Raw genomic sequence first — 18,445 nt, forward strand, 5'->3', positions numbered from 1 at the left:
GACGGAATTTAAGCGCCTTCCTTCTCCCCTTGAGGGAGAAGGTGGCTTGCGGAGCAAGACGGATGAGGGGTGCGCGGAAACTGGGTTGTCGATTGGATGGAAATGTCGCGCCGACACCCCTCATCCGGCCCTGACGGGCCACCTTCTCCCTCAAGGGGAGAAGGGCTGCTACTTCCGGCCGATGCGCTTGATTTCCCAGTCCAGCTGAACGCCGGTCTTCTTCAGCACATCGGCGCGAACCGCCTCGCCCAGGCCTTCGATGTCGGCGGCGGTGGCTTCGCCGGGGTTGATCATGAAGTTGGAGTGCAGTTCGCTGAACTTGGCGCCGCCGCCGGTTTCCGCGCGCAGCTTGCCGCGCCAGCCCGCCCCGTCGACCAGCTTCCATGAGGAATGACCCTCGGGGTTCTTGAAGGTCGAGCCGCCGGTCTTTTCGCGGATCGGCTGGGTCGTCTCGCGGCGGCTGGTGATCTCGTTGATGCGGGCGGCGACGGCCTCGGGCGCATCGGCCACGCCGCGATAGGTCGCCTCCATCCAGATGACGCCCGCCGGGGCGTTGGAATGGCGGTAGGTGTAGCCGAAGTCGGCCAAGGCCAACTCGACCCGCTCGCCCTGACGGGTCAGGCCCCAGGCCGAGACCAGAACGTCCTTGGTCTCAGAGCCATAGCAGCCCGCGTTCATGGTCAGGGCGCCGCCGATGGTGCCGGGGATGCCGGCGTAGAACTCCAGCCCGGCGATGCCCGCTTTCGCAGACGCCTTGGCCACCATGGAGTCCAGCGCGCCCGCGCCCGCCGTGATGGTCTGACCCTCGGTCGTGATGGCGGCGAAGGCGCGTCCGGCCAGGCGGATGACCACGCCCTCGACCCCGCCGTCGCGGACGATCAGGTTGGAGCCGACGCCGATGATGGTGACAGGCACGGTTTCCGGCAGGGCCTTGAGGAAATCGGCCAGATCCTCGGCATCCGCCGGAATGAACAGGGCGTCCGCCGCCCCGCCGACGCGGAACCAGGTGTAGGGCCCCAGCGGCTCGTTCAGCAGCAGCTTGCCGCGCACGGTCGGGAGGTTGTCAGTCCAGGTCATCGTCGTCTCGAAAGGGATGCTGGGCCAGAACCACAGCCTGATGTTCTACGATCTTGTCGGCCCACTCAGGCTTCATGCGCGCCATGATATCTTGCTGAATGGCATACCACTGGCGGCGTGAATCCGAGTTTGCGACTCTCTTCTGAAACTCAATTTGGGTCGCGCGGCTCTGGGCAGCCGAACGCATGACGTCGAACAGCACCGTATCGTAGTCACCTTCAACGACGACGGATGCCTGCCCCCGCTCCATGTAATATTCGACGAACCAGCCAGCAGACTTCTCAACGATCCAGCAGCGATCTTCGCGTAGATGGTTTTCGACCCGAGGGCAGAACTCTCGAACATCGCCGATAGCCGCTAGCCGATCGATCTCGGCATAGAGGCGGGCTAGTTCAGAGGCATACGGAACCATGATGGTTCAGTTGCCCAGGGCTTCGAGTTGCGCCGGCAAGGCGTAGGCCCAGCTGGTGATGTCGCCGGCGCCCAGCAGGACGACCAGATCGCCGGGCTTGGCTTCATCCTTGATGACGCGCGGCAGGACGGCGGCGTTTTCCAAGGCGGCGACGTTACGGTGGCCATAGCGGCGAATGCCCTCGGCCAGGGCGTGCTTGTCGACGCCCTCGATCGGCTGCTCGCCCGCCGGATAGACGTCGGCGACCAGAACGCTGTCAGCGTCGGCGAAGCAGGTCGAGAAGTCCTGCATCAGGTCGCGCAGGCGGGTGTAGCGGTGCGGCTGGACCACGGCGATGACACGGCCGGGATTGTCGGCGGACTGGACCACCTGACGGGCGGCCTTCAGCACGGCGGCGATCTCGACCGGGTGATGGCCGTAGTCGTCGATGACGCGCACGCCGCCGACCACGCCCGTGGTGGTGAAGCGGCGCTTGACCCCGCCGAAGCCGGCCAGACCCTGGCGGATCGAGTCGTCGTCCACGCCCAGCTCACGCGCCACGGCGATGGCGGCCAGAGAGTTCGACACATTGTGCCAGCCGGCCATGGGCAGATAGAGGCCCTCGATCCGCGTCGGCTCGTCCAGGGCGGCCAGACCCTGCCCCTGAATGACCACGTCGAAACGCGAGCCGTCGGGCGACATCTGCACGTTCTCGGCGCGGACCATGGCCTGAGGGTTCAGGCCATAGGTGACCAGACGACGGTTATCGATCTGGGCCGCCAGCTTCTGCACTTCCGGGTGGTCCAGACAGACCACGCCGAAGCCGTAGAAGGGAATGTCCTCGATGAAGTCGCAGAAGGCCTTCTTGACCGCGTCGAAGTCGCCGTAGTGGTCCAGGTGTTCCGGGTCGATATTGGTGATGACCGCAACCGTGCATTTCAGGCGCAGGAAGGAGCCGTCGCTCTCGTCGGCCTCGACCACGATCCAGTCGCCCTCGCCCACCTTGGCGTTGGTGCCGTAGGCGTTGATGATGCCGCCGTTGACCACCGTCGGGTCCAGCGAACCGGCGTCCAGCAGGGCCGCGACCATGGAGGTCGTCGTCGTCTTGCCGTGGGTGCCGCCGACGCCGACCGAGAATTGCAGACGCATCAGCTCGGCCAGCATCTCGGCGCGACGCACCAGAGGAATGCGGCGTTCGCGCGCCACGACCAGCTCCGGGTTCGTCGCCTTGACCGCCGTGGAATAGACCACCGCCGAGACGCCCTCGGTCACATGGGCGGCGTCGTGGCCGATGTAGATGCGGGCGCCCAGCTTCTCGAGCCGCTCGGTGTTGGCGCTGGACTTGGCGTCCGAGCCGGACACCTGATAACCGATCTTCAGCATGATCTCGGCGATGCCGCTCATGCCGATGCCGCCGATACCGACGAAGTGGACAGGCCCGAGGGCGAACGGAACGGGGCGAAGGCGTGCGATCATATGCGCGTCATAGCTCAGACGGGATGCGATTTGCACCATCTTTGCCAGCCAAAGGATTCTCTCGATCTGTCGGGATCTTAAGTTTGGTTACTCCGCCTTAACCGTAAGGATTCACCATAAGCGTCTCATCTGTCCGGGGCCGCTTTTCCATGTCCGAGTTGAAGACCGACGTCATCCTGCGTGGCGACTGCATCGAGGTGCTGAAGGGCCTGCCGGACAAGTCAGTGGACATGGTCTTCGCCGACCCGCCCTATAATCTGCAGCTGGGCGGCGACCTGCTGCGTCCCGACAATTCCAAAGTCGACGCGGTCGATGACGACTGGGACAAGTTCGACAGCTTCGCCGCCTATGACGCCTTCACGCGCGCCTGGCTGACCGAGTGCCGCCGGGTGCTGAAGGACGAGGGCTCGCTCTGGGTCATCGGCAGCTATCACAACATCTTCCGCCTGGGCTCGGCGATGCAGGACCTGGGTTTCTGGGTGCTGAACGACATCATCTGGCGCAAGTCCAACCCCATGCCGAACTTCAAGGGCACGCGCTTCACCAATGCGCACGAGACCCTGATCTGGGCCGCCAAATCGCGCGAGCAGAAGCGCTACACCTTCAACTACGACGCGCTGAAGGCCTTCAACGAAGACACCCAGATGCGCTCGGACTGGACGCTCGCCCTGTGCACGGGCAACGAGCGCCTGAAGGACGACAACGGCGACAAGGCCCATCCGACCCAGAAGCCCGAGGCCCTGCTGCACCGCGTGCTGCTGTCGGCCAGCCGCGTCGGCGACGTCATCCTGGACCCCTTCTTCGGCACCGGCACCACCGGCGCCGCGGCCAAGCGCCTGGGCCGCCATTTCATCGGCATCGAACGCGACGAGACCTACGCCAAACTGGCCGAGAAGCGCATCAAGGCGGTCATTCCCGCCGCGCCCGAGGACCTGGTCGTCACCGGCTCCAAGAAGGCCGAACCCAAGGTGCCGTTCGGGGCCCTGGTCGAGGCCGGCCTGCTGGCGCCCGGCGACAAGCTCTACTGCCCCAAGGGCGACCATGAGGCCCGCGTGCGCGCCGACGGCTCGCTGGTGTCCGGCTCCATGACCGGCTCGATCCACAAGCTCGGCGCCCTGCTGGAAAACGCCCCGGCCTGCAACGGCTGGACCTATTGGCGCTTCAAGACCGACACGGGCCTGCGCCCCATCGACGCCCTGCGCGCCGAGATCCGCGCCGGGATGCAGTAGCCACAAGCCACTGTAAGGCTTGCGACTATCGTTCCAGCCAAGCTGGAACCCCGGTCACCGACCCGTGTTGACGATTCCAGTGCGTCTGCGGGGGCGCGGGAGTCGGATGATGAAGATCGCCCAGGTCACGCCCCTCTATGAGGCGGTGCCGCCGCGCCTTTATGGCGGCACCGAGCGGGTCGTCGCCCACCTGACCGACGCCCTGGTCGAACTGGGCCACGAGGTCACCCTGTTCGCCAGCGCCGAGGCCGAGACGCGGGCGCGGCTGATCCCGGTGCGGGATCAGGCCATCCGGCTGGACCCGGAGCCGCTGAAGTCCGACCTGGCCGCCCACATGACCATGCTGGCCCAGGTGCTGGACCGCGCCGACGACTTCGACGTCATCCATTTCCATACCGACATGGTGCACTTCCCGTTCTTCCGCGATCTGGCGGACAAGACGGTGACGACCCTGCACGGGCGGCTGGACCTGAAGGACCTGCCCGAGGTCTATGCTCAGTGGTCAGAGTTCGGCCTGGTCTCCATCTCCGATGATCAGCGCCGCCCCCTGCCCCAGGCCAACTGGAAGGCGACAGTGCATCACGGGATGCCCGGCGACCTTTATCGTTTCTCGCCGAAGTCGGAGGGTTATCTGGCCTTCCTCGGCCGCATCTCGCCCGAGAAGCGCCCCGACCGGGCCATCGAGATCGCCACGCGTCTGGGCAAGCCGCTGAAGATGGCGGCCAAGGTTGATGCGGCGGACAAGGCCTATTGGGAGACGGCCATCAGGCCCCTGGTCGAGGGCAATCCCCTGATCGAGTTCGTCGGCGAGATCGGCGACGCGCAGAAGTCGGCCTTTCTCGGCGGGGCCGAAGCCCTGCTCTTCCCTATCGACTGGCCGGAGCCCTTCGGCCTGGTGATGATCGAGGCCATGGCCTGCGGCACGCCGGTCGTCGCCTTCCGTTGCGGCTCGACGCCCGAGATCATCGAGGATGGGGCCACTGGCTTTCTGGTCGAGACGATGGATCAGGCCGTCGCCGTCGCCGGGCAAGCGCAGGCGCTGGACCGCGAGGCGATCCGGGCGCGGTTCGACCTGAGGTTCTCGGCCACGGCCATGGCCCGGCGCTATCTCGACGTCTACGGCGACCTGCTGGCCCGGCGCCCCTATGCCGCCCATGTGCTGGACGGAGCGCGACCCATGGTCCGCATCGCCGGCGAGGATCGCAGCTTCGCGGCCATAGGCTGAACCCTTCGCCGGTTCACCCATTTCCCTGAAGGGCGGCTGAGCGATCTTCGTCAGAAGCGAGGCAGACCATGGACGACGCCTATTCGGTCCAGACCACCGCCGCCGACAACAGCGATCAGGACGGCCTCGAGACCCTGATGGCGCTGAAGGACGCCGACACCTTTCTGGTGGCGGACCACTGGGGCGACGTCAAAAGCGGGGCCGACGGCCTGTTCGACCGGGACACGCGCCTGCTGTCGCACTTCGTCCTGACCGTGGGACGGTGCCGGCCCTCGCGGCTCAGTTCCGGCGTGACCGAGGACAATGTCTTCTTCACCTGCCATTCGACCAACCGCCCCCTGCCGCCGATGGGCGGGCGCTCGGCCCCGGCGGGGGTGCTGCATCTGGAGCGGCGGCGCTTTCTCTGGGACAAGCGGCTGTTCGAGCGGGTGCGGATGGTCAACCACGGCATCGAGGACATCCTGCTGCCGCTGTCGTTCGAATTCGCCGCCGACTTCGCCGACATCTTTCAGGTGCGCGGCACGATGCGGGCGGCGCGCGGTGAGATTCACGCCCCCGTCATGGACGGCCGCCGCGTCAGCTTCAGCTACACCGGGCTGGATCAGGTGCTGCGGACCAGTTGCCTGGCCTTTTCCGAGCCGCCCGCCCGCCTCAGCGCCAACCGGGCCGAGTTCATGTTCAGCCTGCCCAAGGGCAAGAAGCTCGATCTCTATATCGAATGCGGTCTGGACGCCTGCGATGCCCCCGATCAGGCGCGCTGGCGCTGGAATTCCATTCAGGCGCGTCTGGCCATGCGCCGTCGGATGCGGCGGGGAGCCAGCGTTCAGGCGGCGCGCAATCCCCGCGTCAATGACTGGCTGAGACAGTCGCGAACGGACGTGGCCCTTTTGACCACTGATCTTCCGACCGGCCCCTATCCCTATGCCGGGGTGCCGTGGTTCTCGACCCCGTTCGGGCGCGACGGCATCATCACCGCCTGGCAAATGCTGTGGATCGACCCCAGCCTGGCCAAGGGGGTGCTGACCTATCTGGCGGCGCGACAGGCGACCGAGGTCAACGCCTTCATGGATTCCGCCCCCGGCAAGATCATGCATGAGACGCGCGGCGGCGAGATGAGCGCCTTGGGCGAAGTGCCGTTCGGCCTCTATTACGGCGGGGTCGACACCACCTGCCTGTTCATCGCCCTGGCCGGCGCCTACGCCCGTCGCACCAACGACATGGAAACCATCCGCGCCCTGTGGCCCCACCTGATCGCGGCGGCGGGCTGGATGAGCGACTATGGCGACAGCAACGGCGACGGCCTGATCGACTACGCCCGCGCCGCCGAGACCGGCCTGTCCAACCAGGGCTGGAAGGATAGCGAGGACTCCATCTTCGACAGCGACGGCTGCTTCCCTCAGGGGCCCGTCGCCTTGCTCGAGGTCCAAGGCTACGCCTTCGCCGCCTGGAAGGCCCTGGCGGACATCGGCGCACGCCTGGGTGATGACCGCGCCATACAGTGGCGGGCGCGGGCCGAGGCTGTGCGCGTCCTGGTCGAAGACCGTTTCTGGATGGAGGATCAGAACTTCTACGCCGTAGCCCTCGACGGGAACGGGCGGCAGATGCGGGCGATCGGCTCCAACGCCGGGCATCTGCTGTTCAGCGGCCTGCCCTCGCCTGAGCGGGCCCGACTAGTGACGCGGCGGATGCTGACGGCGGAATTCCGATCCGGTTGGGGCCTGCGGACCCTGGCCAAGGGTCAGGCCCGCTTCAATCCCATGAGCTATCACAACGGCTCGGTCTGGCCGCATGACACGGCCATGGCGGCGGCGGGCATGGCTCGCTACGGCGAACGGCAGGCCGTCTCCATGCTGCTGGGCGAGGTCTTTGGCGCGGCGGCCCATTTCCAGTTGCGCCTGCCGGAACTGTTCTGCGGCTTCGTGCGCGAGACGGGCGAGCCGCCCATCGCCTATCCGGTCGCCTGTCTGCCTCAGGCCTGGGCGGCGGGGTCGGTCTTCCTGATGCTGCAGGCCGTGCTCGGCGTGTCGATCAACGCCGCCGAGGGGCTGGTCGAGGTGTCCAACCCCGCCATGCCGACAGGACTTCACCAGATGTCGATCCTGGACCTCGAGGTCGGCGACAGCGCCATCGACCTGACCTTCCAGAGATTGAACAACCACGTCGTCGTCATGCCGCGCGAACGACGGGGCACGGTCAGCCTGAGGGTGACAGGTTAGGCCGCCAGCCCGCGCTCCAGCGCCTTGCGGAACACCGTCGGCAAGGCGGCCAGCGCCTGATCCGCCTCGGTCCAGATGAAATCGCCATCGCCCGCGCCAAAATGGACCGTCAGGGTCAGGCTGAAGTGGGTGAAGACGTGCTCGACCGCCCCCGCCTCGGTCCAGTTCGCCGTCGAAGGGGGATCAAAGACGGGTGTCGCGCTCCAGTCCGATGTTGGCAAACCAAGCATGCCGCCCAGCAGCCCCTTGTCCGGCCGGCGCACCAGGCCGATCCGCCCCTCCCCGTCACGCAGGACGAAGGCGTGGCCATGGCGATGCGGACGCTCGGCCTTCTTAGTCTTCAGCGGATAACGGGCGGGCGCGCCGGTCTTCAACCCCTCGCAACCGAAGGCCAGAGGACAGAGCTCGCACGACGGCGACTTGGGCCGACAGACGCCGGAGCCCAGATCCATCAGGGCCTGGGGCCAGTCGCCGGGCCGCTCGCCGCTGACGAACAGGGCGGCCAGTCGCTTCAGCTCGGGCCGGGCGGCGGGCAGAGGGGTCTCGACCGCGAACAGGCGGGTCATGACCCGCTCGACATTGCCGTCGACGACATTGGCGGGTTGATCGAAGGCGATGGCGGCTACGGCGGCGGCGGTATAGGCGCCCACCCCCGGCAGGGCCAGCAGCGCCGCTTCGGTGTCAGGAAAGACGCCGCCATGTTCGCTGGCCACCGCCCGGGCGCAGGCCAGCAGGTTGCGGGCCCGGGCATAGTAGCCCAGCCCCGCCCAGGCGGCCATCAGGTCGGCGTCCTCGACCGCCGCCAGATCGCTGACCGTCGGCCAGCGCGTGGTGAACCGCTCGAAATAGGGGGCGGCGTGCGGCACCGTCGTTTGCTGCAACATGACCTCGGACAGCCAGACCCGATAGGGCTCGGTGCGCGTCCGCGCCCCCGGCGGCGCGCGCCATGGCAGGGTCCGCGCATGGGCGTCGTACCAATCAAGCAAGGCGGCGCGGAGGGAAGAGACGTCGGGCATGGGGCGAGCTATATAGAACGAATGCGTCGTCCTCTGCCCACTGAAAGCGAAGCCCGCGAAATCCTGGCCCGACGCCGGACGCGCCCGCAACTGCGCCCGCCGCCCCCAGCCGGTCGCTCGCTGGCCCCGCTGATCAAGAAGCTGGACGCCCAGTTCGGACGCGGCGCAAGCGCCCTGGAGCCGCGTTGGGTCGAGATCGTCGGCGAACGCCTGGCCCGCGTCACCCGCCCGCAGAAGCTGACCAAGGGTCGCGGCGGCGCCGGCGGCACGCTGGAGCTGCGCGTGGCCGGTCCCGCCGCCTTGCTGGTGCAGCATCAGTCCGAGGACATCATCCAGCGGGTGAACCTGTTTCTCGGCGCCGGATCTGTCGAGAAGCTGCGCATCGCCCAGGGGCCGGTGAAGCCCCTGCCCGTGGCGGGCGCCAAGCCGCGAGCGCGCGGCAAGGCCGTCCTGCCGCCCCTGCCCGCCTCGGTCGAAGCCGAACTGGCCGCCGCTGTCGAGGACGCTCCCGACAGCCTGAAAGCCGCGCTCAGAAAGCTGGGCCGGGCGGTGCTGTCGCAGCCTCTCGAAAACGAGCGCCGTTGACAAACCTTCGCCGCACCTGTTCTCGACAAGTATGTGGATCGCGCACGCTCACGGGAATCGCGCCATCCTTTTGAGTCACACTCTCGCCTAAGGACGCCTCATGGCTACGTTCCGTTACGCTTCGATGAGCCGCCGCGCGGCCCTGACCGCCGCCGCTCTGGCCGCCATGGCGACCGTCGCCGGTTGCACCGCCAAGTCGGGCGGCGCCGCCGACGGCGACATGGCCATGGGCGCCGGTGCGGACGCCAAGGTGACGGTCGTGGAATACGCCTCAGTCACCTGCGGTCACTGCGCCGTCTGGAACGAGGAAGTCTGGCCGGAATTCAAGACCAGGTATGTGGACACCAAGAAGGTCCGCTATGTCTTCCGCGAGTTCCCCACCCCGCCGCAGGACATCGCCGTCGCCGGCTTCCTGATCGCGCGTTGCGCCGGGCCGGACAAGTATTTCGACGTCGTCCACGACATCATGGCCAGCCAGAAGGAATGGATGGCGGGCGTGGCGCCGCGCACCACCCTTTTCCGCGCCGCTGCGGCCGCCGGCCTGAGCCAGGAACAGACCGAGGCCTGCATCCGCGACAAGGCCGCCATCGAAGAAATGAGCAACCGCATCAAGGCCGGCATCGACGCCGGCGTGACCGGCACGCCGACCTTCATCGTCAACGGCACGAAGGTCGCCGACAGCAGTCTGTCGGGCCTGTCGCAAGCCATCGACGCGGAACTGGCCAAGAAATAACTTCTACCAGAGGGGGGCGTGGACATGTTGAGGAAGCTGGCAGGGGCTGCGGCCCTGAGCGTCGCAATGGCCCTGGCGGCCTGTAGCGGCAAGGACGCAGCCCCCGCCGAGGGCGACATGGCTCTGGGCGCGCCCGAAGGCGCCAAGGTGACGGTGATCGAATACGCCTCCGTCACCTGCTCCGGCTGCGCCGCCTGGAACGAGCAAGTCTGGCCCCAGTTCAAGGCCAAATACGTGGACACCGGCAAGGTGCGCTACGTCTTCCGCGAGTTCCCCACCCCGCCACAGGATGTCGCCGTGGCTGGCTTCCTGATCGCGCGCTGCGCGGGCGAGGACAAGTATTTCCATGTGATCGACCAGATCATGCGCGCTCTGCCTGAGCTTCATTCCGGCACGCCGCCACGCGACATTCTGCTGCGCACGGCGCGCGACGCCGGACTGAGCGAAGCCAGGTTCCAAACCTGCATCTCGGACCCGGCCGGGGTGGCGGCGATGGAGAAACGCATCAAGGCCGCCCAGGACGCGGGCGTCACCGGCACGCCCACCTTCATGGTCAACGGCCAGGTTGTCGGCGACCGCTCGCTGGAGAGCCTGTCCCAAAGCATTGATCCTCTTCTGACGGCGAAATGAAGATGAAAAGCCTCTGGACCGCCCTGGCCCTGACCGCTGTGCTGACGACCGGCGCACCGGCCCTGGCGGCCGACGCTGCGGCGGCTCGCTTGCCCGCCACCCCGTCCGTACCGGCCGTGACGGCCGCTGACCGCATCCTGGGCCGCGCCGACGCCCCGGTGACGGTGATTGAATACGCCTCCTTCACCTGCACCCATTGCGCCCACTGGACCAACGACGTCCTGCCGACGTTCAAGGCCCGCTACATCGACACCGGCAAGGTCAGGCTCGTGTTCCGCGACATGCCCACCCAACCGGTCCAGGTCGCCGCCACCGCCGCCGCCATCGGCCGTTGCGCGGCCCCGGGCAAGTTCTTCGACGTCGCCCATCACTTCATGGCTGGTCAGGCCGCCGCCTTCGCCAGCGGCGACGCCCGCCAATGGTACATGGACGCCGTCGCCGTCAGTGGACGCACTCAGCCGCAGATCGAGACCTGCCTGGCCGACCCCGCCACCGGCCAAGCCCTTCAGCGCGACATCGAAGCCGCTGTGGCGGCGGGCGTTGAAGGAACGCCGACCTTCTTCGTCAATGGGCGTCGAACCGCCGACCACTCGCTCGAAACCCTGGCGGCGGCCATAGACCCGCTGCTCAAGGGGCGCTAAGCCCCCGCCGATGCAATTCCAGAGACTGAAGCTCGTCGGCTTCAAATCCTTCGTCGACGCGGCGGAAGTCCAGATCGAGGCCGGCCTGACCGGCGTCGTCGGCCCCAACGGCTGCGGCAAGTCCAATGTGCTGGAAAGCCTGCGCTGGGTCATGGGTGCCAACTCGGCCAAGGCCATGCGCGGTCAGGGCATGGACGACGTCATCTTCGCCGGGGCCGCGGGCCGTCCGCCGCGCAGCCACGCCGAAGTCGTCCTGACCATCGACAACGCCCAGAAGCGCGCCCCCCAGCCCTTTACCGACAGCCCGGTGCTGGAGGTGTCGCGCCGCATCGACCGGGGCCAGGGTTCGACCTATCGCATCAACGGCAAGGAGGTCCGCGCCCGCGATGTCCAGCTGCTGTTCGCCGACGCCTCGACCGGGGCCAACAGTCCGGCCCTGGTCCGTCAGGGCCAGATCTCCGAACTGATCGCCGCCAAGCCGCAGAACCGTCGGCGGATTCTGGAAGAGGCGGGCGGCGTGGCCGGTCTGCACACCCGCCGTCACGAAGCCGAACTGCGCCTGAAGGCCGCCGAGACCAATCTGGACCGCCTCGACGACATCGGGCGCGAGCTGGAGACGGCGCTGAACCGGCTGAAGCGCGAGGCGCGGCAGGCCGAGAAGTACAAGAAGATCTCAGCCGAGATCCGCGCCCTGCAAGCCGCCCTGCTCTATGTGCGCTGGAACGACGCCAAGGCGGCGGCTGAGGTCGCGGCTCAGGAACTGCGCGACGCCGACCGCGCCGTGGTCGAAGCGACGACCGCTGCGACGAAAGCCGAGGCCGACGCCCTGAAGGCGCAGGAGGCGATGAAGCCCGCGCGCGAGGAAGACGCCGTCGCCGGCGCCCTGCTGCACCGGGCCACGCTGGAACGCGACCGCCTCGACATGGCCGAACAGGCCGCCCGCGCCGAGGTCGACCGGCTGAAGGCCGAGGCGACCCGCATCGCCTCTGACGTCGAGCGCGAGGAACGTATGGCCGCCGACGCCAAGCGCGAGCTGGACCGGCTGGACCACGAACTGACGAAGCTGAAGGCCGAGATCGCCGCCGCCCCCGAGCGCGGCCCGGAACTGGAAAAGGCGCTTCTGGCCGCCGAGGACGCCCGCAAGGCCGCCGACGCCGAGGTCGAGCGACTGGCCGGAACCCTGGCCGCCGTCGAGGCCCGCGCCAACGCCGAGAGCGCGAGGAAGCGCGACGCCGAGGCCCGGCTGGCCCGCGTCGTCGGCCAGCACGATCAGGCCAAACGCGAACGAGAGGCGCTCGGCCCGCTCGAAACGCCGGAACTGGCGACCGCCCGCACGGCACTGGAGACGGCGCAGGCCGAGCTGACCGCCGCCCGCGAAGCCGTCGAGGCCGCCGAGACCGCGCGCGGCGATCTGGCCCGCGTCGAGGCCGAAGCCCGCACGGCGGCTCGCGCCGCCGAGGACCGGCTGGGCCGCCTGCAAACCGAGGCGCGGGGTCTGGCCCAGCTGCTGGTCACCGGCAAGCGCGACCATCCGCCCGCGCTGGACAAGGTGTCGGCGGCCAAGGGCTATGAGGCGGCGCTGGCTGCGGCCCTCGGCGACGATCTGGACGCGGCGCTGGACGCCCGCGCCGCCGCCCACTGGGCCAAGCTCGAAAAATGGGCGAACGCCCCCTCGCCCGTCTGGCCTGAAGGCGTAACGCCGCTGGCGGCTCATGTGACCGCGCCCGCCGAACTGGCCGCGCGTCTGGCCCTGTGTGTCGTCGCCAGCCAGTCCGAAGCCCCGCGCCTCGCCAAGACCCTTCCGACCGGCGCCCGCCTGGTGACGGCCGAGGGCGACCTCTATCGCTGGGACGGCTTCGTCAGCCGCGCCGAGGCCCCACGCCCGGCCGCCGTGCGACTGGCCCAGCGCACGCGTCTGGCCGAGCTGGAAGCCGAGATCGACACCGGCAAGCCTGCGCTGGAGGCGGCCCAGGCCGCTCAGAAGAGCGCCACCGAGGCCTTCCGCGCCGCCGAGGAGGCGGTGAAGACCGCCCGCCTCAAGCCCTTCGCCGCCGACAAGGCCGTGGTCGTCGCGCGCGACCGGGTCGAGAGCCTGATGCGCGACCAGACCCGCCGCGAGGCCCGCGCCCAGGCCCTGGACGAGACCGTCGCCCGGCTGGACGGCGAGGTGGCCGAGGCCCAGGCCGCGCTGGAGGCCGCGCAGAGCGTCGAGGCCCCGTCGGAAACCATCGCCGGGTTGCGTGACGAACTGGCCGCCGCTCGTGTGGCGGCGGATGCGGCGCGGCAAGCGGCGCAGACGGCCCGCTCGACCCGCGACGAGGAGGCCCGCGACCGCGCCGGACGCGAACAGCGTCTGGGCAGCCTGACCCGCGCCCACGAGGGCTGGGCCGGGCGCTCGAAGGAAAGCGCCGCCCGCGTCACGGCTCTGACCAAGGACGCCGACAAGACCGCCGCGCAGCTGTTGCAGGCCGAGATCGCGCCGCAGGGCTTCGCCGAACAGCGCGGCACCCTGATGGACGCCCTGATCGCCGCCGAGACGCGCAAGAGCGCCGCCACCGAGGCCCTGTCGCTGGCCGAGAGCACGGCGGGCGAGAGCGACCGCGCCAGCCGCGCCGCCGAGGCCGCCGCCGGGGCCGCGCGCGAGGCTCGCGCTGGTCTGGCCGCCCGCGCAGAGGCCGCGAGCGAGCGTCTGGCCGAGGCCGAGGCCAATGTCCGCGAGACGGCGCAGATGTCGCCGGACGAACTGGGCCAGAAGCTGATCGACGACGCCATCGCCCGCCCGCCGGACACGGCCGGCGCCGAGAGTCTGCTGACCGGGCTGGAGCGCGAGCGCGAGGCCCTGGGCGCGGTCAACCTGCGCGCCGAGGAAGAGGCCGCCGAGTACGGCGAGCGCCTGGGCGCCATGAAGTCCGAACGCATCGACCTGACCCAGGCGATCGCCAAGCTGCGCGACGGCATCGACGAACTGAACGCCGAGGGCCGCGAGCGGCTGGTGGCGGCCTTCGACGTCATCAACGCCAACTTCAAGGCCCTGTTCGAGGCCCTGTTCGGCGGCGGTCAGGCCGAGCTGAAGCTAGTCGAGAGCGACGATCCGCTGGAAGCCGGCCTTGAGATCTACGCCTGCCCGCCCGGCAAGCGCCTGTCGGTCATGAGCCTGATGAGCGGCGGCGAACAGGCCCTGACGGCGGCGGCGCTGATCTTCGGCGTCTTCCTGGCCAACCCGGCCCCCGTCTGCGTGCTGGACGAGGTGGACGCGCCGCTGGATGACGCCAACGTCGACCGCTTCTGCCGGATGCTGCATGAAATGCGCAGCCGCACCGACACCCGCTTCATCGTCATCACCCACAACCCGGTGACCATGAGCCGGATGGATCGCCTGTACGGCGTCACCATGCCGGAACGCGGCATGAGCCAGCTGGTCAGCGTCAACCTGAAACAGGCCGAGCAGATCGTGGCGGCTTAAGGCTCAACCTTACGCCGCCGCACCGCAGCCCGTACGTCGCCGAGCGCCGGGCCGATCAGGAACCAGGGCTCGACGCAGTAGCGCGCAAACAGGCGCCTGGGGTCGGCGAACAGGCGGAACAGCCACTCGACGCCCAGCCGCCCCATCCAGCGGGGCGCCGCCTTCTGGACGCCCGCCTCATAGTCGAAGGCAGCGCCGACCGGCAGGATGACTGCGTTTGGCAGGGCCTCGATGTTGTCTGCGATCCACAGCTCCTGACGCGGCATGCCCATGCCGACGAACAGGACGTTCGGCTGGAAGTCACGCACGGCGGCCAGGATGGCGGTATTGCCCAACGATCCCGGCGTGGCGTCGAAATAGCCGGACAGTCCCTCGATGGCCGCCCCCGGATAACGGGCGCTCAGACGTTCCGCCGCCGTCGTCGCCACCCCGTCGGCGCCGCCGACGTAGAGGACGCGCCAGCCCTTGCGGTTGGCCATGCTCCAGAACTGGTCGCGCCAGTCCAGATAGGTGCAACGATGGAAGGGCCGGCTGTGCAGCCCCAGCAACCGGGTGAAGTGGATCAGAGGCGTGGAATCCAGCTCGACCACGTCCGCCAGCTCATAGAGCCGCCGCATCCCCGGCGTGCGCGGCAGCAGGTAGAGGCTGTGCAGGTTGTGGTTGGCGATGATGCTGCGCTGGCCCGCCTCGATGCAGCGTTCGACGTGCAGCAGGATTTCCTCAGGCCGCATCAGGTCGACGGTCTCGCCGAGGATGCGGACGCGCTCTTCCGGGCGGCGTTGCTGGCGGAACGGGCGACGGTCGCGCGCCCGCCGGTCGGGCGGGGCGATGGCGGCGTCGGCTCCGTGCGGTTCCTGATACATGGCTTGGTTCTAGACGCCGCGTCTCAATACGTGGTTTGCGGATGCGGTTAACGACGGGACCATCAAATGCAACGCGCCTTCCTCGCAACTGCGGCCTTCTTCCTGCTGGCGACGTCCGCCATGGCCCAGGATCACGCCCTGGTCCTGACCGGGATCGGGCGCTTCGCCGTCTTCGCCGACGCGGCCTCGCTGACGCCGGATGGAGACGGGGTGCGGATGCGGTCCTTGCAGATCAACGAGGAGGACATGGTCATCGGCGACGTCGCCTATGCCGGCGGCTGGTCCTGGTGGCGGTTCGACTGCGCGGCGCAGACGGCGGACCGGCTGGACTTCGCCTCGCTGCGCGCTGACGGCGTCGAGGGGCCGATCACACCGACGAAGTCAGCGCCCTACGCCATCACGCCGGGCGGAGATGCGGCGGAATTGGCCGCCGTGGCCTGCGGTGCGGAGACGCGGACAGCGGATGCGGTCAGCGCGGCGGAAGCTGTGCGGATCGGGCGCGAACGGATGAAGGACTGAGGGGCGCTCCTCTCCGTCCCCCATATGCCGTCATCCTCGGGCTTGACCCGAGGATCGGGCGTGGAGGCGGCCTCGACCTTGCTGACGTCGTGCGAGGATGACGGCGGGAGATGGTTCAGCGGCCCTCGGCGGGTCCGGCGACGGAAGGCATGGCACGATCCAGGTCCACCCGATCCCGCGGCAGGGCCTGAGGGCATTCATCGCGCATGAAGGCCAGCATCTTCTCGCGCACCTCGCAGCGCAGGTCGAAGGCCACCGAGGCGTTCTTGGCGCTGGTCAGGCAGCGAACCTGGGCCACCCGCGCGGTGATGTCGGTGACCTGCAGGGACACCACGTCGCCGTCCCACAGGGGCGAGGCGTGGGCGATGGCTTCCAGCTTGACCCGCAGTCGATCGATGGGCGCTTCATAGTCCACATAGAGGAAGGCGACGCCGATCAGGCGGCTGTCGTCGCGGGTCCAGTTCTGGAACGGCTTCTGGATGAAATAGGTCAGCGGCAGGATCATCCGCCGCCAGTCCCACAGCTTGACCACGACATAGGTCGAGGTGATCTCCTCGACCCGCCCCCATTCGCCCTCGACGATGACGGCGTCGTCCAGACGGATGGGCTGGGCCGTGGCGATCTGGATGCCGGCCAGCAGGTTGGTCAGGAAGGGTTGCAACGCCAGACCGGCGACGATGCCAACCACCCCCGCCGAGGCCAGCAGCGACAGCCCCCATTGCCGCACGCCGGGAATGGTCAGCAGGGCCAAGCCGAGCGTGATCAGGCCGATCAGGATGGCGGCGACCCTTTGCAGGATGCGCGTCTGGGTGACGTGCTTGCGGGCCAGGAGGTTGTCCTCCGAGTCCATGTTGAACTTCTTGAGGTGGACGACCGCCCCCATGTCGACCGCCCCGGCGATCATCCAGCCGCACACCAGAATGAAGCCGAACAAAAGGGTGCGCCGGATGAACAACGACGGCTCCGGGTCCAGCGGCGACACCGTGACGGCGAGGGCCAGGGCGATGATCATCACCGCGATCCGCACCTTCAGCCGGGCGCGGCCCAGCATCCCCTTCCAGAAGACGTCACGATTGCGCACCGCCAGCTTCAGCAGGGCGAAGACCACCTGATTGGCCGCCCAGCCAATGAAGACGAAGACGGCGGTGATGATCGTGATCACGGCCCATTCCGGCAACCAGTAGAACTGGTTCCACAGGGCGAAGACGTTGTTGGTCAGATCGACGACGAACTGGGGCATAGCCGCAGCCTAGACAGCTTCGCTGCGCGACCCAAGGCCATGCGGCGCTTCAGCGCGCCGCCGCTTCGACCAGATCGGCGAGACGCGCGGCGGCGTCGGGGATGGCGACCGAGCGGGCGGCGACGGACATGGCGGTCAGCGCCGCCGGGTCGGACATAACCTCGGTCAGGACGGCGGTCAGGCTGTCCACCGTCAGATCGTCCTCGGCGATGACGCGGGCGGCGCCGGCCTCGGACAGGGCGCGGGCGTTCAGGGTCTGGTGGTCGTCCATGGCGATCTTCAGCGGGATCAAGACGGACGGCAGGGCCGTCACCGCCAGTTCCGAACAGGTCGAGGCCCCGGCGCGGCCGATGACCAGATGCGCTTTCGACAGGCGGTCGGCCATGTCGCGGAAGAAGGGGGCGACCTCGGCGGCGATGCCGGCCTCCAGATAGATCTGGCGGGCGCTCTCCAGCGTCTCAGGCCGCGACTGCTGCTGCACCTTGAGGCGGCTGCGGATGGCCTCGGGCAGGGCCGCCAGGGCGCGCGGCGCGGTCTCGGACAGGATGCGAGCGCCCTGGCTGCCGCCGGTCACCAACACGTGGATCGGGCCGTCCCCTTCGGGCGCGACATAGGCGCGGTCGAACAGGGCGCGGATGTCGGGGCGAACCGGGTTGCCGACCACCTGGGCGCGGGCCTTCACCGCCTCGGGCGCGCGGCCCAGGGTCGGGAAGGCCGAGGCCACGCCGCCGACGCGCGGGGCCAGCATCCGGTTGGTGCGGCCCAGCACGGCGTTCTGTTCGTGGATCAGGGTCGGGCGCTTCTGCAGAATGGCGGCGACCAGAGCCGGGGCCGACGGATAGCCGCCGAAGCCGACGACCACATCCGCGCCGGTGCGGTCAAAGGCCGACTTGGCCTGGCCCACGCCGCGCCAGATGGCCAGACCCGCCTTCAGCATCCCGATGGGCCCGCTGCCGGTAGCGGCGTCCAGCGCCAGACGTTCCTCGGCGGGGAAGGCGTGGGCGTATTGCTCGCCGCGCGCGTCGGTGGCCAGCACCACGCGCCAGCCGCGCGCGGCCAGTTCGCGGGCCAGAGCCTCGGCGGGGAACATGTGGCCGCCAGTGCCCCCGGCGGCGACGACGCAAACCTTGGTCATAGACGA

General features: G+C 68.6%; 16 protein-coding genes. 9 read left to right on the top strand and 7 right to left on the bottom strand.

Annotated elements, in window-relative coordinates; all coding sequences use genetic code 11:
- Positions 1–168: 168 nt before the first annotated feature.
- Genes murB through murC form a run of 3 tightly spaced genes read right to left on the bottom strand, consistent with a single transcriptional unit; the run spans position 169 to position 2,944 of the window.
- A complete protein-coding gene (gene murB, locus IFE19_RS11830) occupies positions 169–1,077 on the bottom strand; it encodes a UDP-N-acetylmuramate dehydrogenase (RefSeq protein ID WP_207822556.1) in 909 nt (302 codons plus the stop codon).
- Positions 1,064–1,489, bottom strand: a complete 426-nt coding sequence (locus IFE19_RS11835) for an Imm63 family immunity protein (RefSeq protein ID WP_207822558.1) — start codon at positions 1,487–1,489, stop codon at positions 1,064–1,066. The genes murB and IFE19_RS11835 overlap by 14 nt, the downstream gene beginning before the upstream one ends.
- A gap of 6 nt (positions 1,490–1,495) precedes the next feature.
- The gene (gene murC / locus IFE19_RS11840) at positions 1,496–2,944 is read right to left on the bottom strand and encodes a UDP-N-acetylmuramate--L-alanine ligase (RefSeq protein WP_207822559.1); all 1,449 of its coding nucleotides are present in this window, start codon (positions 2,942–2,944) and stop codon (positions 1,496–1,498) included.
- Positions 2,945–3,093: 149 nt separating this feature from the next.
- On the opposite strand from murC, the gene IFE19_RS11845 reads away from it, so the two are divergent.
- The 3 genes from IFE19_RS11845 (at position 3,094) to IFE19_RS11855 (ending at position 7,614) form a co-directional block, all read left to right on the top strand.
- Complete coding sequence (locus tag IFE19_RS11845) at positions 3,094–4,173, top strand: site-specific DNA-methyltransferase (RefSeq protein ID WP_207822561.1); 1,080 nt, start codon at positions 3,094–3,096, stop codon at positions 4,171–4,173.
- A gap of 109 nt (positions 4,174–4,282) precedes the next feature.
- Positions 4,283–5,398: a glycosyltransferase family 4 protein gene (locus IFE19_RS11850; RefSeq protein ID WP_207822563.1), complete on the top strand. Its 1,116-nt coding sequence runs from the start codon at positions 4,283–4,285 to the stop codon at positions 5,396–5,398.
- Between the two features lie 68 nt (positions 5,399–5,466).
- Positions 5,467–7,614, top strand: coding sequence for an amylo-alpha-1,6-glucosidase (locus IFE19_RS11855; protein WP_207822565.1), 2,148 nt, complete (start codon positions 5,467–5,469; stop codon positions 7,612–7,614).
- Here IFE19_RS11855 and mutY read toward each other — a convergent pair.
- A complete protein-coding gene (gene mutY, locus IFE19_RS11860; protein ID WP_207822566.1) occupies positions 7,611–8,630 on the bottom strand; it encodes an A/G-specific adenine glycosylase in 1,020 nt (339 codons plus the stop codon). The two genes, IFE19_RS11855 and mutY, sit on opposite strands and share 4 nt — an antisense overlap.
- A 21-nt stretch (positions 8,631–8,651) precedes the next feature.
- Here mutY and IFE19_RS11865 point away from each other — a divergent pair, with 21 nt between their 5' ends.
- From IFE19_RS11865 to smc, 5 genes are all read left to right on the top strand, one after another.
- Positions 8,652–9,215, top strand: coding sequence for a DUF721 domain-containing protein (locus tag IFE19_RS11865; protein ID WP_207822568.1), 564 nt, complete (start codon positions 8,652–8,654; stop codon positions 9,213–9,215).
- 100 nt (positions 9,216–9,315) lie between these two features.
- Positions 9,316–9,948 (top strand): DsbA family protein, encoded by a 633-nt coding sequence (locus tag IFE19_RS11870; protein ID WP_207822570.1) that lies wholly within the window; start codon positions 9,316–9,318, stop codon positions 9,946–9,948.
- A gap of 24 nt (positions 9,949–9,972) precedes the next feature.
- Positions 9,973–10,578, top strand: coding sequence for a DsbA family protein (locus IFE19_RS11875; RefSeq protein ID WP_207822572.1), 606 nt, complete (start codon positions 9,973–9,975; stop codon positions 10,576–10,578).
- A 2-nt stretch (positions 10,579–10,580) separates the two neighbouring features.
- Positions 10,581–11,219 carry a thioredoxin domain-containing protein gene (locus IFE19_RS11880; RefSeq protein ID WP_207822576.1) on the top strand — a complete coding sequence of 213 codons (639 nt, stop codon included), beginning with the start codon at positions 10,581–10,583 and terminating at the stop codon, positions 11,217–11,219.
- Between the two features lie 10 nt (positions 11,220–11,229).
- Positions 11,230–14,682 (top strand): chromosome segregation protein SMC, encoded by a 3,453-nt coding sequence (gene smc, locus IFE19_RS11885; RefSeq protein ID WP_207822578.1) that lies wholly within the window; start codon positions 11,230–11,232, stop codon positions 14,680–14,682.
- Here the strand turns inward: smc and IFE19_RS11890 are convergent.
- Positions 14,679–15,545, bottom strand: coding sequence for a WecB/TagA/CpsF family glycosyltransferase (locus IFE19_RS11890; protein WP_207822580.1), 867 nt, complete (start codon positions 15,543–15,545; stop codon positions 14,679–14,681). The two genes, smc and IFE19_RS11890, sit on opposite strands and share 4 nt — an antisense overlap.
- 66 nt (positions 15,546–15,611) lie before the next feature.
- On the opposite strand from IFE19_RS11890, the gene IFE19_RS11895 reads away from it, so the two are divergent.
- Complete coding sequence (locus IFE19_RS11895) at positions 15,612–16,064, top strand: hypothetical protein (RefSeq protein ID WP_207822582.1); 453 nt, start codon at positions 15,612–15,614, stop codon at positions 16,062–16,064.
- Positions 16,065–16,179: 115 nt separating this feature from the next.
- Here IFE19_RS11895 and IFE19_RS11900 read toward each other — a convergent pair whose 3' ends face one another.
- Both IFE19_RS11900 and murG read right to left on the bottom strand, forming a co-directional pair.
- Positions 16,180–17,304: a mechanosensitive ion channel family protein gene (locus tag IFE19_RS11900; RefSeq protein ID WP_207822584.1), complete on the bottom strand. Its 1,125-nt coding sequence runs from the start codon at positions 17,302–17,304 to the stop codon at positions 16,180–16,182.
- A gap of 49 nt (positions 17,305–17,353) precedes the next feature.
- Positions 17,354–18,439 carry an undecaprenyldiphospho-muramoylpentapeptide beta-N-acetylglucosaminyltransferase gene (gene murG / locus IFE19_RS11905; RefSeq protein ID WP_207822586.1) on the bottom strand — a complete coding sequence of 362 codons (1,086 nt, stop codon included), beginning with the start codon at positions 18,437–18,439 and terminating at the stop codon, positions 17,354–17,356.
- Positions 18,440–18,445 lie beyond the last annotated feature (6 nt).

The sequence above is a fragment of the Brevundimonas pondensis genome (assembly GCF_017487345.1).
Taxonomy (GTDB): Bacteria; Pseudomonadota; Alphaproteobacteria; order Caulobacterales; family Caulobacteraceae; genus Brevundimonas; species Brevundimonas pondensis.

Bases quoted from the DNA above. Each gene is read 5' to 3' on its own strand.
- murB (WP_207822556.1), bottom strand. From the start codon at position 1,077: ATGACCTGGACTGACAACCTCCCGACCGTGCGCGGCAAGCTGCTGCTG.
- IFE19_RS11855 (WP_207822565.1), top strand. From the start codon at position 5,467: ATGGACGACGCCTATTCGGTCCAGACCACCGCCGCCGACAACAGCGAT.
- mutY (WP_207822566.1), bottom strand. From the start codon at position 8,630: ATGCCCGACGTCTCTTCCCTCCGCGCCGCCTTGCTTGATTGGTACGAC.
- murC (WP_207822559.1), bottom strand. From the start codon at position 2,944: ATGATCGCACGCCTTCGCCCCGTTCCGTTCGCCCTCGGGCCTGTCCAC.
- IFE19_RS11845 (WP_207822561.1), top strand. From the start codon at position 3,094: ATGTCCGAGTTGAAGACCGACGTCATCCTGCGTGGCGACTGCATCGAG.
- IFE19_RS11850 (WP_207822563.1), top strand. From the start codon at position 4,283: ATGAAGATCGCCCAGGTCACGCCCCTCTATGAGGCGGTGCCGCCGCGC.
- IFE19_RS11895 (WP_207822582.1), top strand. From the start codon at position 15,612: ATGCAACGCGCCTTCCTCGCAACTGCGGCCTTCTTCCTGCTGGCGACG.
- IFE19_RS11835 (WP_207822558.1), bottom strand. From the start codon at position 1,489: ATGGTTCCGTATGCCTCTGAACTAGCCCGCCTCTATGCCGAGATCGAT.
- IFE19_RS11875 (WP_207822572.1), top strand. From the start codon at position 9,973: ATGTTGAGGAAGCTGGCAGGGGCTGCGGCCCTGAGCGTCGCAATGGCC.
- IFE19_RS11900 (WP_207822584.1), bottom strand. From the start codon at position 17,304: ATGCCCCAGTTCGTCGTCGATCTGACCAACAACGTCTTCGCCCTGTGG.
- IFE19_RS11870 (WP_207822570.1), top strand. From the start codon at position 9,316: ATGGCTACGTTCCGTTACGCTTCGATGAGCCGCCGCGCGGCCCTGACC.
- IFE19_RS11865 (WP_207822568.1), top strand. From the start codon at position 8,652: ATGCGTCGTCCTCTGCCCACTGAAAGCGAAGCCCGCGAAATCCTGGCC.
- murG (WP_207822586.1), bottom strand. From the start codon at position 18,439: ATGACCAAGGTTTGCGTCGTCGCCGCCGGGGGCACTGGCGGCCACATG.
- IFE19_RS11880 (WP_207822576.1), top strand. From the start codon at position 10,581: ATGAAAAGCCTCTGGACCGCCCTGGCCCTGACCGCTGTGCTGACGACC.
- smc (WP_207822578.1), top strand. From the start codon at position 11,230: ATGCAATTCCAGAGACTGAAGCTCGTCGGCTTCAAATCCTTCGTCGAC.
- IFE19_RS11890 (WP_207822580.1), bottom strand. From the start codon at position 15,545: ATGTATCAGGAACCGCACGGAGCCGACGCCGCCATCGCCCCGCCCGAC.